The sequence below is a fragment of the Leptospira noguchii serovar Panama str. CZ214 genome (genome assembly GCF_000306255.2).
Lineage (GTDB): Bacteria > Spirochaetota > Leptospiria > Leptospirales > Leptospiraceae > Leptospira > Leptospira noguchii.
Window position 1 is genome coordinate 26,566 of sequence record NZ_AKWY02000017.1, and the last position, 16,861, is coordinate 43,426.

Consider the following 16,861-nt stretch of genomic DNA (forward strand, 5'->3'; position numbering starts at 1 on the left):
AAATTGTATATAGGATACAATCCCTCTTTAGTTTGAAAAAGCGTTTTGTTGAGTTCTCTCACTAGTTACAACGAATTTACGTTAAAATAAAATTCGAAAGAACTCGTATAAAAAATTAAACAACTTAAAAATGTTTCAAAATATATTCAAAAATAATAATGTTATAATCTATTTAAAGTATTTTACGATCGGAATGGTAATTTCGATTGTAACTTTGATTTTAAACACATCGTTTCAAGTTATGGGAGTAGATCTTTCCGAATTTAAGTATCTATTTTTTTCCTTTCTACCTCTATTCTTAAAAGATTATATACAAACTTTGGTTGCGAGCGGTGTTTTGTTTGGAGTTTTGGGTTTATTTATTTCAACTGCGTTTGGTAGGCAGAACAAAGACCAAAAAAAACAAACGTCTGTATTTCAACAAGAGGCAGAAGGTCAATTTACTAAAAAAGAAACCACGATTCAATCAAAAGTATCAAGTTACAAAAATAAAATTTTAAAAACTAAGCTGCATATTTTGCCGGATCAAGTTCCGGAAAGTGAAAGAAAAAAAAGTAGATTTTTATTTTCTAAAGAACTTTTGGTTTTTGGAATTTTTATCTTTTTTCTTTGGTGCCATTCTGTTATCGTTTATCCACAATTATACGGAGAATTTTTCTTTTATCGATTCGGATTATTACGTTTCTTTTTGTTTTTCCTGACCGATTGGATTCCTCCTTGGATTCCTCAGTTGATTGCACTTGCGATTTTATGCGTTTGTATAGTTTTTCATTTTATTTCTTTAATTAAAAATAAAGAATATGTAAAACTTATATTTTTTATTTTTATATATTTATTTCTGATTTATTTCCATGCTTTGGGAAGTTTACTTGGAATTTTTATAGCTACATTCGTTTATCTTGTTATTCAAATATTTGAAAATCAGATTATTTTCTCAGCCACAGAGATAAAAAAAATATTTGAAAAACAAAATCGATTTCGAGCGATTTTATTTTTTATATTTCTTCTTTTTTTAATTTATTTTTATTTTTCGGAAAATGGAGTCGGGATTTTTATTGTTTCTTTTGCTTGTCTCGCCGTGTTTTTATTTAAGAATATCAAAGTTTCGATTTTGGTTGGATTCATTTCCGTTTTATTTGCGATCGTTTCTTTTTTAAACGCAAAATCTAAAACTGAAACGGAAATTTCACCGGTTTTTTCAAATCTTCCCAACATTTTAATTTTGAGCGCGGATAGTTTGCGTTACGATAAAATGGGATACTCGCAAGGTAAAAAAGAGCTGACTCCTAATATAAATTCTCTATCTAATGATTCTATAATATTCGAGGATCATCATACTACAATTCCTAGAACCTTCCCGGCCTGGGCCGATTTATTAACAGGGCAACCCAGTTTTATACACGGAATTCAGGATATGTTTCCGGATCAAAAGGACCGCCAAGGTCTTACTTTTAAAACGCTCCCGAAACTTTTATCACAACTTGGATATAAAACGAATGTGGTTTCTTCGTTTGCGGGAGATATTTTTCCAAGAGCGGATTGGGGTTTTCAATCTATCCAAGCGCCTATCTTTCACGCTGGAACTCTTACTTCTCAGAGAATTTTAGAAACTCAGATTTTTCTGCTTCCGATTGTGACCGGTTCTATACCGGGGGCAGGGGAATATTTTCCGGCTATTCGAGGACTTCCTAGTTTAGGAGACGATTCTAAAATACTTTCAGATCTTTGGAGCGGTTTTGAAAAAAACGAAAGTCCTTTTTTTACAGTATTTTTTTCCTCGGTAACACATTTTCCTTTTAGCCCGCCATACCCACATTATAAAAAATTTACAAATTCAGAATATTATGGAAAATTTAAATACTTTAAGTTTGTAGATCCAGGTGATTCCTCTGAACCTTCTTTAGAAGATAAGGAACAAATACGAGGGCTATTTCAAGCTTCGATCAATTCCTTTGATCAAGCGGTCGGTACAATTGTTGAAAGGTTGAAGAAAAAAGGAATTTATGATTCCACATTGATTATCTTAACGAGTGATCACGGAGAATCTTTGTTTGAAGAGGATCATAATCACGGACACGGGGAACATTTAAGAGGAGAGGGGGTAACTCATATTCCTCTTTTAATTAAATTTCCAAAAAATCGGGGAGCCGGAATTCGATTTTCCGGAATCAGCAGTTCTTTAGATTTGTTTCCTACTCTTTTGACATTTGTCTCGAAAAAAATCCAAAATACTTCCTTAAGAAATAAATTTTTGAAAGAACTTGAAAACCGATCTGGAAGAGATCTTTCTTTTGCTTTGAACTCTACAACCTGGAAAGATTCTAGAAACGTATATGGAGAAACAGGAATTTGGTTCAGCGATTTAGGAAATCATTTCTTTCAAAAGGAAAGAATTTTTTATCCTAACATTCTTCATCTACATTCAATTGAATCGGGAGAATTTCCTTTTATTTCGATTGGAGATTCTTACGCAAAAGAAAGTATCATCGTTTCTAAACACAGGATGTTTCAGAATTCTACTCGTAAATTGATTTATATTCCTTCCGAAAACGGAGTGATTTGGCGTTGTTACGATAGGATCAATGATCCTTGGAACATAAAACCACTTTCTAACTCTGAGTGTTCTTCTTTAAAAAATTCTTTGATTTCGTTTTTGATCTCTTCTGGGAAATTTAAGAGGGCAGGAGAGTATTTGTTTCCTTTATAAAATATAGAATTGATAGATTGGATTTACACTTCATTGGACGACTCGAATTTGTACTCAAAGCCGTCAATTGATGCTTGAAGGATAGGGCTTAACTAAAAACCTGTATTTTAATATGCCTAGAAGAGAAGATATACGTTCCGTCCTCATCCTGGGTTCCGGCCCGATCGTAATTGGGCAGGCATGTGAATTCGATTATTCTGGAACTCAAGCCGCTAAGGCTCTGAAAGAAAAAGGGATTCGCGTTATTTTATTGAATTCAAATCCGGCTACGATCATGACAGATCCGGATCTTGCGGATGCTACTTACGTGGAACCGATGACGGTTCCGGTCGTTCAAAAAATTTTGGAAAAAGAAAAACCGGACGCAATTCTTCCCACAGTAGGAGGTCAAACTGCTCTTAACCTTGCACTTGCTTGTAACTCCGCGGGTATTTTAGAAAAATATAATGTAGAACTGATCGGCGCCAAAGTAGACGCAATCAAAAAAGCAGAGGACAGAGAACTTTTTAAAAAGGCGATGGAAAAGATAGGAATTCGTGTTCCTGCTTCCGGACTTGCAAACAATCTCAAAGACGCGGTTGAAATTAAAACTAAATTAGGACTTCCTCTGATTGTTCGTCCGGCGTTTACACTTGGAGGAACTGGTGGAGGTATCGCTTATACCGAAGAAACTTTTGAAGAAGTGGTTTCCAAAGGACTGAAGGCTTCTCCGATCAGTCAGGTTCTTTTAGAAGAATCTGTTTTGGGTTGGAAAGAATTTGAACTCGAAGTTATGCGGGACCTTGCAGATAACGTTGTGATCATTTGTTCGATAGAAAACATAGATCCGATGGGAGTTCATACGGGAGATTCTATTACGGTCGCTCCGCAACAGACACTTTCTGATAAAGAATATCAAAACCTAAGAGACATGTCTATTTCTATCATTCGCGAAATCGGAGTGGAAACAGGAGGATCTAATATACAGTTTGCGGTAAATCCTGTAAGCGGAGACGTGATCGTGATCGAAATGAATCCTCGAGTTTCTCGTTCTTCTGCTCTTGCTTCTAAGGCGACTGGTTTTCCGATCGCTAAAATTGCCGCGCTACTTTCTATTGGATATACGTTAGACGAAATTAAAAACGATATTACCCGTGTTACTCCTGCTTCTTTTGAACCTTCAATAGACTATGTGGTAACTAAGGTACCTCGTTTTGCTTTTGAAAAATTTCCCGGAACAGACGATACGCTTGGAGTCCAAATGAAAGCGGTCGGAGAAGCGATGGCAATCGGAAGGACTTTTAAAGAAAGTTTTCAAAAAGCGCTTCGTTCTTTAGAAATTGATCGTTACGGTTTTGGTTCTGACGGATACTTTCAAGAATTATTATATTCTAGAAGTCTAAACAATGACCAAAGAAAGGAATGGATTGATTCTCATTTAAAACGTCCAAACGACAAACGTATATTTTACGTAAAACTTGCATTTGACGAAGGTTACACCGTGGACCAAATCCACGATTTATGTAAAATCGATCGATGGTTTCTGTGGCAGATGGAAGACCTTCTCAAATTGGAAAGGGAATATTTGGAAAAAGGAAATTTGCTCCTTACTAAAATGAAACAAGCAGGATTTTCAAATCGTCAGCTCTCGTTTCTTAAAAATAAAAAACAGATTTTGAATTTACTCGATGGAAATCTGAGAGTTGATCTGAAAAAAACGGAAATTCAAAATCTTCTCAAAAAAACGGAAGATGAGATCGAAACCGAACTAGGTTCTAAAAAAATTCTTCCTGTATATAAAAGGATAGATACTTGCGCAGGAGAATTTGAGGCATATACTCCTTATTTTTATTCTTCTTACGACGACGAAGATGAATCCGATGTGACTAACGCTAGATCTGTAATGATTTTGGGTGGAGGTCCGAACCGGATCGGTCAAGGGATCGAGTTTGATTATTGCTGTTGTCAGGCTTCGTACGCACTCCAAGATTTAGGCATTGAATCGATTATGATTAACTCCAATCCGGAAACGGTTTCTACCGATTATGATACTTCGGATCGCCTTTATTTTGAGCCTTTGACTCTGGAAGACGTTTATCGAATTTATCAAAATGAGAAACCGGAAGGAGTGATCATTCAGTTCGGAGGTCAGACCCCCCTTAAACTTGCAAAGGATCTGGAAAAAAAGGGAGTTAAAATCTTAGGAACAAGTCCAGATTCTATCGATCGTGCGGAAGATCGAAAACGTTTTATAGAAGTATTAGAAAAATTGAAACTAAATTCTCCGGAAAGTGGAATTGCTACTTCTATGGAAGAAGCGCGGGAGATCGCTCATAAGATTGGGTATCCGGTTTTAGTTCGTCCTAGTTATGTTTTAGGTGGTAGGGCTATGCTTATCATCAACGAAGAGAAAGAACTAGATCGTTATATGGAAAAAGCAGAGGAGATTTCTAAGGACAGACCTCTTTTGATCGATTCCTTTTTAGAAGATGCGGTTGAAGTGGACGTGGACGCTCTTTGTGATGGCAAGGACGTTTTTGTTACTGGAATTATGGAACATATTGAAGAGGCTGGAATTCATAGTGGCGACTCTGCTTGTGTTCTTCCTCCACAAACACTTTCCAAAAATATGATGGATGAAATCCGTAAGGCCACGGTGAACCTTTCACTTGAACTTCAAGTTAAGGGCCTTATCAATATTCAATACGCAGTTAAAAACGAAATACTTTATATTATAGAAGTAAACCCCAGGGCTTCTAGAACGGTTCCTTTTGTGTCTAAGGCGTTAGGTCACCCGATTGTAAAATATGCGACTCGAATTATGATGGGGGAATCTTTAAAAAGTCTTCCTCTTCCGAAGGAAATGACATTTTCTCAGGTTTCTGTTAAGGAAGTAGTTCTTCCGTTTAATAAATTTCCGGGAGTGGATACAATCTTAGGTCCGGAGATGCGTTCAACTGGGGAAGTGATGGGGATCGCTTCCACCGCAGGAGAAGCGTTTTTAAAATCTCAGTACATGGCGGGAGACGAACTTCCTTCTCAAGGAACCGTTTTTGTAAGTATCAACGATAAAACTAAAGCAGAACTTCTTTCCTATATTAAAGATCTTTCAGAGTTAGGTTTCAATTTGATTGCCACTTCAGGAACTCATAAATTTCTTTCAGAAAATGGAATTCTTTCTTCTAAGATAAACAAGGTGTACGATGGAGTGTTTCCAACTGCGCTTGATTATATTCGAGAAAATAAAATTCATCTCATTATAAATACTCCTCTTTCGAGAGTTACTAGAGACGATAGTTTTACGATTCGTCAGGCGGCGATCCGTTTTAAGGTGCCGTGTTTAACTACGTCTAATGCAGCTAAGGCGCTTATTAAAGGAATGGTGGAAATGAAAAACAAAGGTTTTACGATCCATTCTCTTCAGGAAATCCATTCCATGCCTAAAATTCTGTAAGTTTTAATATTTTAGAATATTTAAATTTACTGATACCATTTTTGCTTTTTCTTTTTTAAGACAGATTCTTTATAGGAGTTTTCTAAACCTTTAAATTAACGTGAGTTCGGTGTAAGGAATTCAGTTTTTGAATGTTTGTTTTAAAGCGAAAAAAATAAAAGTAAGTGTAAAAACTCACATAAAATTTCATAGCTCAAGATTAACGAGACTGGTTCAATTGACCGTTTCCATCAAAGAGAAACTGATGTAGAATCAATTTTTTAACAACTCTAATATATTATTTACACGCATTTTGTTTGCGAATCATCTCGTTCAATTTTTCCTCTTCTTCTTGAGTGATGTTGTGTCTTTTCAAAACGGATTCGGCTAGAATTACCGCAGAAACATCTTTGTTGGCGCAATGATTGAAAAATTCAATCGCTTCAGCCCTTGTATTTTGATTTTCTTTTCCTAAGCGGATTCGATGTAGTTCGAGACGTTTTTCTTTTGTGGAAAGATCCACGATCAAATAATCTGCATAACATTCTTTGATTAGATGATCCGGAAGATCCGTAATTGGACATTCTTTTTTTGTGAGATTTGGTTTTTCATTTTTTAATTCCGGTTCGGTTACGGCTTTTTGAATTTCGGAATTTTTTTGAATAAAATCCACATTTTCTTTATTTTGAATGATTTCCGGTTCTTTAGGAAGTAGGATTTTGTTTTCCACGATAGTTTCTTTTTCAAGAAGTTGGTCTAAGAAATAATCTATCATAAAAATTGAATATTTTTGGACCTTGTCCTCTTCGTAGAAGCCTAAAATTGCTTTTTTAGCCATCTTTTTATTGTTTAGAATTTCCGCCTTACTTGCCTTAGACGATTTCAGTTTTTTTACCGTTGCGGCTAAACTCTGATGAAATTTTTTTCGATAGGATTGATTCCAATTGAATGCGGATTCTTTTAATAAATCTTGAAATAGTGTAAAACTCCGATCTCTTTCTTTCAGTTTTTTTTGTATCATATCCCGATATAATTTTTTGAGATCCTCATCCTTGTCTTTTGAAGATTGGTCTCTAATATTTTCAATAAGTTTAGATTGTTCTTTTTTTTCCGAATCGGTCCAAATATATAAGGCATTTAAAACGTCTTCCACCACGGTCTGAAATAGATCTCCGATCAAAGTGCTCGGTTTTATTTTGCTACTTTTATTTGTAACTAATTTATGATAAATCAATTCATATTCCGAATTCCGACTATTCTGTAATTCCGCGTATTTATCCGTAAGATTCTTTTTTAATATTCTCCAATCTTGATATATGTTTCCACTTTTTTTTAGAAAAGAAATCAAAGCGACCGTTGAAACCTTATCTAAGGAATTTTCGTTTTTTCTAAACTCATCCCTAAAGTGATCCAATGACTTCGTTTCAATTTCCCTATAGTGGTTACTGATAATTTCTATTTCCTGAAAAGATTCTGCATTGATAGGAGTATGATCGGGTGTTATTGCTGGCAAGTGACTACTCCTTCCATTTTATAGAACATCCCATCGAGGGCATCTGATTGATAGGAGCGGGATTTCCTTTTACGAGTTGATGAACCGCATATTCTAATTCTTTTCTAGAAACTTGTTTTTCATTTTTCCAGTTGTCATCCATTCTTCCATGATAATACAATCTCTGTTCTCCATCATAGAGATAAATATCTGGAGTACACATCGCTTTTAGCTTTTTTGCAACTTCTTGACTTTCATCTACTAAGTAAGGAAAGGAAATTTCCCATTCTTTAATTTTTACAAGCATCATCTCGGGTGAATCATCCGGATAATCGGGATGTATATTTGGATTGATTGCAACGGTTCGAACTCCGAGAGAAAGTATTTCTCCTGCAAAACGAATCAACCTCGGCCAAATTGCTTGTGCATAAGGACAATGATTACAAGTAACTATCAATAACAATCCAGTAGAACCGGACATTTGATCGGAAGAATAAGTTTTTCCGTTTGGATCGGCCAAGCGGAAAGTTGGAAGTAAGTTTCCCAATGGTATTTTTTCAGATTCAAGAAGTGACATGATTTTCGCCTTAAAATGAAATCCAGTTTATTTCATAAAATTATTTTTAACAGTAAATAATCCGTTTTTTTATGGAAAACTATTAAATACTTTCGAATATTTTTATTTTCCAATCGCAATCGTTTCTTTTTTTAAATCTTTCTAATAGACCGTCCATTTATGATTTGGTGTAAATTTTTATTATTGTTCTTGGGTTGTTTGAAAACGCTAATCATTCTTACTTCACGTATTTATAAATCAGTTAACAAATTTTTTACTTTTAATAACCTTTGAGGTGGTTCTATTTGATTTTTTCGAATTCTAATTTTCCAAATCACTTTTTTTAGTCTTCTTTTCTTATGAATTAAGATAGTTATTTTCTTTGGAATTGGACGATAAATTATTGGATCTTATATTTAAGCAATATGATAGAATATCAAAAATTCTGCCTCTAAACTTGAATTTGTAGCAAAATATTATATAGTGGTTCATAATCGATTTTATTTTTTATCAAAAAATTATTGAAACAATTTTTATTCTTTCGCGATTTTATTTTAAGATAATTTATAAAGCTCGAAAAGATGGAATCTTACTCAAAATTATATAAAAGAGCCGGAAATTTTACTCTGAAACAGAATTTTGAAATAAAAATAGATCCTAATTTTTGTGTTGAATTTTCAAAATATACTTAAGTATAGCATAAAAAACTAAACTTTTTATTTCTACATGGACAGATGATAATGATCTTATGAGTTTTTTTAAAAATTTAGAATAGAGTTATTGAAAAATTTCATAGTTCAGATTAAAAAACTGCGATTGTTTCCATAAAACAGAAAACCCGATGGAAAATTTATTTTTTAAAGATTCGAATGGTTTAACTTTCTTATGATGTAATTGTCCTTGACTTGCTAAAGAACTTGAGTGACTCGTAAACTAACGAGAAAAGGATCGATGCCAGGAAACTCAGCAGAATGCTCTTTCAAACTCAGCGTCTCACAATTGAAGAGGATTTTAGAATCAACGCACATTTTTCAAGTGTTCCGACAAGAATGAGTCTTTTTACTTGCAAAAAGTATGTTTTTCTGATAGAGGAAAGTCTCTCGAACCTTTCCACCTCCCACCCCACCACCCAAAATTAGGGTGGGGTAAGTTTTACAGAAGAGTTGTCGTAATTCCGACAGATTTATATTGAGATCTAAATGTTTGTGGGTAAGGTTATGGCTCTTTCAAACTCAGCGTCTCGCTTCTGGAAACCAATACATCGCTCCCTATGAGTCGCTCAGCAGAACGCTCTCTATGGATCGCGTTAAACTCAGCAGAACGCTCTCTATGGATCGCGTTCTATATTAAAACTAAAGAATATTATTATATAAAATTTTCTGTATGCAATTTATTGACCAGAGCCCGGTCCGGCTGCCTGTGGCAAGCCGGATTCACCAAGATTTTCTTATGTCGAACTCACGTTAAACGATGGTGCGGACTGGAATCTTATTTCCGAACATTAGACATTCGATGATTGGACTCACCGTAAAGAAATTCACTCTGGGTTGGGCAAATCAAAATGAGAATGTATGTTTGACGTGGGACTTTCACTTTTAAAGAGATGTAATCCTTGTGATCGCTTCCTCTACGTCTTCTTTTTTACCAAAAGCGCTGAGACGAAAATAACCCTCGCCCGCGGGACCAAAACCGGAACCTGGAGTTCCTACCACTTGAGCTTTATTTAAAAGTCTGTCGAAAAAATCCCAAGAAGAAAGATTGTCCGAAGTTTTTAGCCAGATGTAAGGAGCGTTAACTCCACCGAAAACTTCATAACCAGCTTTTTTTAAACCGTCACGAATCTTAGAAGCGTTTGCCATATAATAAGCGATAGAAGTTTGAATTTCTTTTTTTCCTTGAGGGGAATAACAAGCTTCCGCCCCTTTTTGAGTTACATAAGAAACTCCGTTAAACTTAGTAGTATGTCTTCTACTCCAAAGAGAGTTTACGCTGACTTCTTCACCCGAACGAGTTCTTCCTTTGAGTTCTTTAGGAATTACTATATAAGCACATCTTAAACCTGTAAAACCTGCGGTTTTAGAAAAAGAACGGAATTCAATTGCAACTTCTTTAGCGCCTTCTATTTCATAGATAGAACGAGGGACCCCGGGTTCGCTTATAAAAGCTTCGTATGCGGAATCATAAAGAATGATAGAGTTATTTTTTTTAGCATATTCAACCCAAGCTTTTAAGGATTCTTTTGTGGTTACGGTTCCGGTCGGATTGTTCGGATAACAAAGATAAACGATGTCTGCTTTTTCTTTCGGAATTTCCGGTTGAAAACCATTTTCTTTTGTGGCGGGCATATAGATCAAATTAGAATATCTGCCGTCTGAACCGATTTCGCCGGTTCTACCCGCCATTACGTTTGTGTCTACGTAAACCGGATAAACAGGGTCTGCAACTGCGATCTTAGAATCCGTAGAAAATATTTCTTGAATATTACCACAATCGCATTTAGAACCATCGGAGACAAATATTTCACTTTCGTCTATTTTGATTCCTAAAGAACCGTAGTCATGATCCGCAATTGACTTTAGTAAAAATGAATATCCTTGTTCAGGACCATAACCATGAAAACCTTCCGAACTCCCCATTTCTTTTGATGCTTCTACCATAGCATTCACCACCGAAGGAACGATCGGAAGAGTAACATCTCCTATACCCAAACGAATAATTTTTGCCGAAGAATTTTTTTCGGAGTAAGTCTTAACTCGTTTTGAAATTTCTGGAAATAAATATCCCGCTTTTAGTTTTAAATAATTTTCATTGATATTCGCCATCTTTTTGATCCTTGTCGATTCGTTTTCTTCCGGCAAAACCTTCTTCGTAACTGTGTTCGTAAAGAAGATCCTCCTCTCCTAAGTGCCAACAATAATATCCGTTTCCATTGTCGAAATCTATTAACCAGAGCCCTTTGACTTCGATTCCAAATTCTTGGATTTTAGAAGACCATTCTAAAATCAATTTTCGAATTTCTTCCTCTTTGTTTTCCATTTCGTTTTCGGGAAGAATTGTATCTCGAATTTGAACGGCTAATTCCGATACATAAGAATAATATTTTTCCGTAATTTCTTTGACTATAGGTAGGATTTTACGAGCTTCTTGATATGTCCAGAGTTTCCGTTCCAAGTAGATTAGAAATCCTGTCCTAAAGAAAGGCAAAGAAGAGTCATACGACTTACAACTCCGTATCTTGCTTGTCTAAAATAAGCCGCGTTTGGTAGATCATCTACGTCCGTGGAGAGTTCGTTTACTCTAGGAAGAGGATGAAGAACCGTAGTTTCTTTTTTAGAAGCAAGGATCAACTCTTTGTTAATCTTAAAAAGATCTTTCAGTCTTTCGTATTCTTTATGATCTGGAAATCTTTCTTCTTGAATTCTAGTCACGTAAGCTACGTCACAATCCCAAACCGCTTTGATGTCCGTCGTTTCTTCTAAAGTAAGAGGGTAACCTTGTAGTACTTTTTTATAGGACTCCGGCAAGGCTAGTTCGGGAGGAGAAATCAGAAATAAACGAACCTTATAGTGTCTGAGTAAATTGATAAGAGAATGTATTGTTCTTCCGTATTTTAAATCACCTATAAATGCAACCGTCAAACCGTCTAACGTTCCTTTTTCGGAGATAATTGTATAAAGATCTAAAATTGCTTGGGTGGGATGTTGTCCTGCTCCGTCCCCAGCGTTGATGACTGGGATTTTTACCGCTCCCGCTGCGATTCTGGAAGAGCCTTCAACGGGATGTCTAATGACTGCAATATCCGCGTAGGCTTCTACCATCTTCATGGTGTCATACAACGTTTCTCCTTTGGAAATAGAAGAAAATTGAAACCCAACTGTAGAAATCACTCTTCCACCAAGACGTTCCATAGCCGCTTCGAAAGAAAGTCTGGTTCTTGTAGATGCTTCAAAAAAAAGAGAGGCTAAAAGTTTGCCGGTTAGAATTCCAAATGCCTTGTTTTGTTCTACAAGACGTTCCATATCTTTAATTTTCCCGATCAGAAAATCAAGATCTGATTTTGAGAATTGTTCCGTATCCAATACATTCTTATGATTATAGTACATTAAACGACAGAATGTAAAAAAACTCTCTTTTGACAATCAAATTGATTTATGAGGATCTGATTTTTCTGGAAGGATTAAAAGTCCTGAAAGTTGTCGAATGGATTGTATCCATAAAGAAAGATCCATTTGATCTTTTGAATTTAAAAATTGAATTGGAAGACGGTTCCAAGAACAACCCGGAAAACGATGATGTACTCTATGATAGTTGAAGTTCAGAAAAAGATAAGAGAAAAATTTAGGCAAGTATAGGTTGTATGCGGAATTCACATCGTCTAATTCTTTTCCATAATGATAAGAATGGTCTAAAAAAGAAACGATCCATCCTCTCAGAATTAGAACTAAAATTAAAAAAATTGCATTTGGACCACAAAGATAAAAAGCACATCCAAATAAAATGAAAATGAGTAAAGAGTCGATTCTTAATTCTCGAACGATTTCAGGTTTTTGAATTTGTTTAAAGAAAGTCTTATATACCGGAAACTTAGAAAAATATTTTTTGGCAATGGGCGAGGTAAAAGAAAGAGGTAAACTTAAAAGAAAACTTCCTGATACTTCTAAAAAGTACGTTCCCACAAAAAGTCTGACGTAATATAAAAATTTTTGGAACAAAATAGGGCCAGCGTTTTTTTCAATGAATTCAATTCTTTCTCCTTCGGAGCGATTGAATTTATGATGAACCAGATGAGCCGTTTTCACAATTTGATAAGTGGTTCCAAAAAGAACACAAAGGAATCTTCCCCAAAAACGGTTTTCATTTCGAGAGTTCGAAAAATTTCCATGAACACATTCGTGAATCAATGCCCAATGTGTGTAAGAAAAAATCGTAGAAAATAAAAGTAATAGAGTCGGAATCAAAATCGATTTTACAAACCAGAATGAAATCGATATATTTGTATTAAAAATATAGAATATAGGAAAAGATTCTATAAGAATCGAAATGAAATTCCAAAAGTATATGGAAATAAAAAATACGCTTAACAATAACGCGATCGTTCGGTTTGTTTTTTCTGGAATGTTTCTGCGAGGTGTTTGGTACATTTGAGATTCAAAAAGAGTGAAGAAACTAACTTTTTTAGGCAATTGAAAATGAACCTACAAAATGGTATACTTTGAATTTTAATTTAACTAAAGTTTGTCGTAATAAAATTTGAGCGAATCCGGCCGTTTGGGTCCTTGGCTCTGGTCAATCAATTGCATGAAAGAAACGTTATGCGGTATATCGTCTTTCGTTTCTTTTATAAAAACGAGAGGCTTTTGAGCTAAATGACTTATTTATGTCAAATGACAAAAAACAAACGATGTGTTCAAGTGGTGTTTTAAGAATGTGTTTTCATTTAATATTCAATAGCTTGCAAAAAAAGAGAATTTTGTTCTTAATTTTCTTTTGTTTTTTAGTAAAACTTGAGGCTGAAAATTCTCGTGATAACAATGGAACTTATTACAATTTAACCAAGGCACTCCAAAATCCATTGGATGTTCTGGCTTTGGAACTTTATGATAGTCAACTCACAACTTTGCCAAAAGAAATTGAGCAACTGCAAAATTTAGAAAGTTTACGTTTGGACGGCGAGAACCTCACAACTCTTCCCAAAGAAATTGGAAGATTACAAAAGTTAGAATATTTAAATTTAAGTAACAATCGGCTTGTGACTCTTCCTCAGGAAATCGGGCAATTGCAAAAGTTAAAAGAGTTATCTTTAGAGAAGAATCAACTCACAACTCTTCCCAAAGAAATTGGAAGATTACAAAATTTGCAAAAAATAAATTTAAGTAGTAATCGGCTTGTGACTCTTTCTCAGGAAATCGGGCAATTGCAAAATTTAAAAGAGTTATATTTAGAGAAGAATCAACTCACAACTTTACCTAAAGAAATTGGAAAACTAAAAAAGCTAAAAAATTTATATATTTGTGATAATCAACTTACGATTCTTCCCGAAGAAGTTATACAATTACAAGAGTTAGAAGAGTTATCTTTAGATAACAATCAACTTACAACTCTTCCCAAGAAAATTGGGAAATTACAAAAGTTAAAATTGTTGTTCTTAAGTGATAATCAATTTGCGATTCTTCCTAAAACAATCGGACAGTTACAAGAGTTAGAGCATTTATCTTTAGATGACAATCAACTTGCAACTCTTCCCAAAGAAATTAGAAAATTGCAAAAATTAGAAAATTTAAGTTTAAGTAATAATCGGTTTGTGGTTTTTCCTAAAGCAATCGGGCGTTTGCAAAAACTAAAAGCTTTATATTTGAGTGATAATCAACTCGCGATTCTATTCGGACAAAGTTTACATCTGCAAGAATTGGAATATTTACATTTAAATCATAATCGATTTACAACTTTTCCCAAAGAAGTCCAACAACTACAAAATCTAAAAGATCTACATTTGAATGGTAATCAACTTACGATTCTTCCCAAGGGAATCGGGCAATTGCAAAAGTTAGAATATTTATTTTTAGATAATAATCAACTTACAATTCTTCCTCAGGAAATTGGACAATTACAAAAGTTAAAAGAGTTATCTTTAGATAACAATCAACTTACGATTCTTCCCAAGAAAATTGGGAAATTACAAAAGTTAGAATATTTAAATTTAAGTAATAATCAACTCACAACTCTTCCTAAAAAAATTAGAAAATTGCAAAATCTTCACTTTCTAGGATTAGAGGGTATGCCCGCTTTGATTTCTCAAAAAAATAAAATCGAAATATTATTTCCAAATCTAAGACAACCCCAAGATTAGAGAAACTATTTTTGGGTTTTGCTTTTTATTTTCTTGAACGGTATTCTCATTTGAAACAATCAATGAAAGTATATAGAAATATAGTTGTTGAAAAATTCCATAGTTTAGATCGATAAAGCTGCTTCAATCAAACGAGAATTAATTTTCAACGACTCTAATATAGGATTGAGTTTCTTGTTCATTTATAATTTTAAATATTATAAATGAATAATTTATTTAATGGCCTATTTTACTTTAAGTCAAGAAAATTGTTTTAATTTGCGAAAATCCATTTCAAATACCCAATATAGAATACAAAAAACGGATAAAGGAAATGTAATAAAGATCATCTGATTGAATTGAAACGCTTCTTCAAATCGTAGGTGCAAAAGACACCAAAAACCTCTGACAGTGCCACAGCCAAAACATTCTCGTTTCAATATGAGCCTAAAAAGACAAACTGTATAACGACCACTCATATATTCCGGAGGAATATTATAAAATACAAAAGTTCCAAAGGACAATAATAGGAACTTAATCTTTTTTTGAAATTTTAGCATAAAATCACCTTATGCCATTCTAATTTAAGAATTTGATAATAACATAAGGCAAATTTATTTTCTGACAATTTTACTAGTTCCTTGTAATTGGATTTCCTTGGGAATCTTTATAATTTCCAAGTAGGATCATGATTAAATCGATTAAAGTCCAAATTCCACAACCGCCACCCGTGATTAACATAAGGATTCCGGTGCCGATTTTACCTGTATAAAACCTGTGGACACCTAAAACTCCTAAAAATAAACACAATAGAAACGTAACTAGCCAGTTGTCAGATGGACTTCCTTTTTGACGGACTCCACATTTAGGACAAATTTCAGCGGCCTTTTTTATAACCGCCCCGCAGGAACTACAAAAAATTTCATCCACACCTTTGGAAATATTATCGCTCAAGTTATTTTCTCCTTTTGTGTTAAAATTATAAACTAATCGAATCTATTTTTTAATCTAAAAGTAGAACGGATACAATTATATTGCCTCGTAACTTTTATGAAGTAGATAAAAATTAAGAAATAAAATAGATTCAAATAACTTACTATAATGAAAGGAAAGTCTGTAGAAGGTTCTTTTAGAGTAAATCTAAAAATATAATTTTGTGATAAATTCTATTGAATATAATATCATTTGAAACAATTAAAATGAAAAACATTTACTGAATAAAATTTATAGTTTCTGATGGATTTACATTTATAAAATAAATCGAATCTTGATCTAAATTAGAGTTGTTGAAAAATTCCAAAATTCAGGTTCAATAAAACTGTTTTAATCTATCGTTTCCGTAAAACAGAAATTGATGGAGAATTCATTTTTCAAAAACTCTATCTTACAAATGTTTGCCGCCGCCTCATTTTTTTTGATCGTGTAGTTTTTTCTTTTAGGGGTGATTTCAAAAAGATCCAAACTGGATAAATTTTGGTCTATGTTTTAGATTGATCTTGTAAAATTTAAAATTAAATTATTAAAGTATAATATATTGAAATTTTTTTATAAAAATATAAAATTGGGAAAATTTTTTTTATCTAAAATTCTGTAATTTATTTTCTTTTTCGTCGTAAAAATTTTACGTTTTAAGCAGCAAAATTTCTGGATCAATGAGCTGCAGCGACTTTAAATTTTTATTTTTGAATTTTATAAAAGGTTTTTTCGAGAAAATTGAAGTTGAACGATTTATGGTAGGTTCAAGATTTTACTTTATGATTTGTCTTAAAGTTTAAATTGAATGTAGTTCAATGCGGAGAGAATAGAGTTGAACTTAAGCAAAGCGTTTTTTTATAAAGCGTGACGAATTCTACAAAATGCGGGTAGTG

11 protein-coding genes and 1 pseudogene are annotated in these 16,861 nt (G+C 33.9%); 4 read left to right on the plus strand and 8 right to left on the minus strand.

Translation table 11 applies throughout. The annotated features are described in order from the left end of the window. Positions 1 to 130 precede the first annotated feature (130 nt). Positions 131 to 2,707, plus strand: coding sequence for a sulfatase-like hydrolase/transferase (locus LEP1GSC059_RS06845; RefSeq protein ID WP_017215523.1), 2,577 nt, complete (start codon positions 131 to 133; stop codon positions 2,705 to 2,707). Positions 2,708 to 2,819: 112 nt separating this feature from the next. Beyond that, positions 2,820 to 6,140, plus strand: a complete 3,321-nt coding sequence (gene carB / locus LEP1GSC059_RS06850) for a carbamoyl-phosphate synthase large subunit (protein WP_017215524.1) — start codon at positions 2,820 to 2,822, stop codon at positions 6,138 to 6,140. A gap of 277 nt (positions 6,141 to 6,417) precedes the next feature. Here the strand turns inward: carB and LEP1GSC059_RS06855 are convergent, their stop codons facing one another. Next, positions 6,418 to 7,632 (minus strand): hypothetical protein, encoded by a 1,215-nt coding sequence (locus LEP1GSC059_RS06855; protein WP_020980525.1) that lies wholly within the window; start codon positions 7,630 to 7,632, stop codon positions 6,418 to 6,420. 4 nt (positions 7,633 to 7,636) lie between these two features. After that, positions 7,637 to 8,188: a thioredoxin family protein gene (locus LEP1GSC059_RS06860; protein ID WP_002180535.1), complete on the minus strand. Its 552-nt coding sequence runs from the start codon at positions 8,186 to 8,188 to the stop codon at positions 7,637 to 7,639. A 412-nt stretch (positions 8,189 to 8,600) separates the two neighbouring features. Here LEP1GSC059_RS06860 and LEP1GSC059_RS24840 point away from each other — a divergent pair. Next, positions 8,601 to 8,797: pseudogene (locus LEP1GSC059_RS24840) on the plus strand (hypothetical protein). A gap of 965 nt (positions 8,798 to 9,762) precedes the next feature. On the opposite strand, the gene LEP1GSC059_RS06865 reads toward LEP1GSC059_RS24840, so the two are convergent. From LEP1GSC059_RS06865 to LEP1GSC059_RS06880, 4 genes are read right to left on the minus strand one after another with little or no spacing between them, the layout of a single operon-like run. Next, positions 9,763 to 10,989, minus strand: a complete 1,227-nt coding sequence (locus LEP1GSC059_RS06865) for an LL-diaminopimelate aminotransferase (RefSeq protein WP_002180523.1) — start codon at positions 10,987 to 10,989, stop codon at positions 9,763 to 9,765. Beyond that, on the minus strand, positions 10,973 to 11,338 hold the full coding sequence (locus LEP1GSC059_RS06870) for a DUF2203 domain-containing protein (RefSeq protein ID WP_002180501.1): 366 nt from the start codon (positions 11,336 to 11,338) through the stop codon (positions 10,973 to 10,975). Before LEP1GSC059_RS06870 ends, LEP1GSC059_RS06865 begins: the two co-directional genes overlap by 17 nt. Before the next feature lie 5 nt (positions 11,339 to 11,343). After that, entirely contained in the window at positions 11,344 to 12,270 is a 927-nt protein-coding gene (gene pyrB / locus LEP1GSC059_RS06875) for an aspartate carbamoyltransferase (RefSeq protein WP_017215526.1), read from the minus strand. Positions 12,271 to 12,306: 36 nt separating this feature from the next. Next, entirely contained in the window at positions 12,307 to 13,308 is a 1,002-nt protein-coding gene (locus LEP1GSC059_RS06880) for a fatty acid desaturase family protein (protein ID WP_036057255.1), read from the minus strand. Positions 13,309 to 13,592: 284 nt separating this feature from the next. Between LEP1GSC059_RS06880 and LEP1GSC059_RS06885 the strand changes: the two genes are divergently transcribed. Further along, a complete protein-coding gene (locus tag LEP1GSC059_RS06885; protein ID WP_020980519.1) occupies positions 13,593 to 15,014 on the plus strand; it encodes a leucine-rich repeat domain-containing protein in 1,422 nt (473 codons plus the stop codon). 239 nt (positions 15,015 to 15,253) lie between these two features. On the opposite strand, the gene LEP1GSC059_RS06890 is transcribed toward LEP1GSC059_RS06885, so the two are convergent. Both LEP1GSC059_RS06890 and LEP1GSC059_RS06895 read right to left on the minus strand, forming a co-directional pair. Further along, positions 15,254 to 15,553 (minus strand): DUF2752 domain-containing protein, encoded by a 300-nt coding sequence (locus LEP1GSC059_RS06890; protein ID WP_020980518.1) that lies wholly within the window; start codon positions 15,551 to 15,553, stop codon positions 15,254 to 15,256. 73 nt (positions 15,554 to 15,626) lie between these two features. Then, positions 15,627 to 15,947, minus strand: coding sequence for a TM2 domain-containing protein (locus LEP1GSC059_RS06895; protein ID WP_002180532.1), 321 nt, complete (start codon positions 15,945 to 15,947; stop codon positions 15,627 to 15,629). Between the last annotated feature and the right edge of the window lie 914 nt (positions 15,948 to 16,861).

Bases quoted from the DNA above. Each gene is read 5' to 3' on its own strand.
- LEP1GSC059_RS06860 (WP_002180535.1), bottom strand. From the start codon at position 8,188: ATGTCACTTCTTGAATCTGAAAAAATACCATTGGGAAACTTACTTCCA.
- LEP1GSC059_RS06890 (WP_020980518.1), bottom strand. From the start codon at position 15,553: ATGCTAAAATTTCAAAAAAAGATTAAGTTCCTATTATTGTCCTTTGGA.
- LEP1GSC059_RS06885 (WP_020980519.1), top strand. From the start codon at position 13,593: ATGTGTTTTCATTTAATATTCAATAGCTTGCAAAAAAAGAGAATTTTG.
- LEP1GSC059_RS06865 (WP_002180523.1), bottom strand. From the start codon at position 10,989: ATGGCGAATATCAATGAAAATTATTTAAAACTAAAAGCGGGATATTTA.
- pyrB (WP_017215526.1), bottom strand. From the start codon at position 12,270: ATGTACTATAATCATAAGAATGTATTGGATACGGAACAATTCTCAAAA.
- LEP1GSC059_RS06880 (WP_036057255.1), bottom strand. From the start codon at position 13,308: ATGTACCAAACACCTCGCAGAAACATTCCAGAAAAAACAAACCGAACG.
- carB (WP_017215524.1), top strand. From the start codon at position 2,820: ATGCCTAGAAGAGAAGATATACGTTCCGTCCTCATCCTGGGTTCCGGC.
- LEP1GSC059_RS06845 (WP_017215523.1), top strand. From the start codon at position 131: ATGTTTCAAAATATATTCAAAAATAATAATGTTATAATCTATTTAAAG.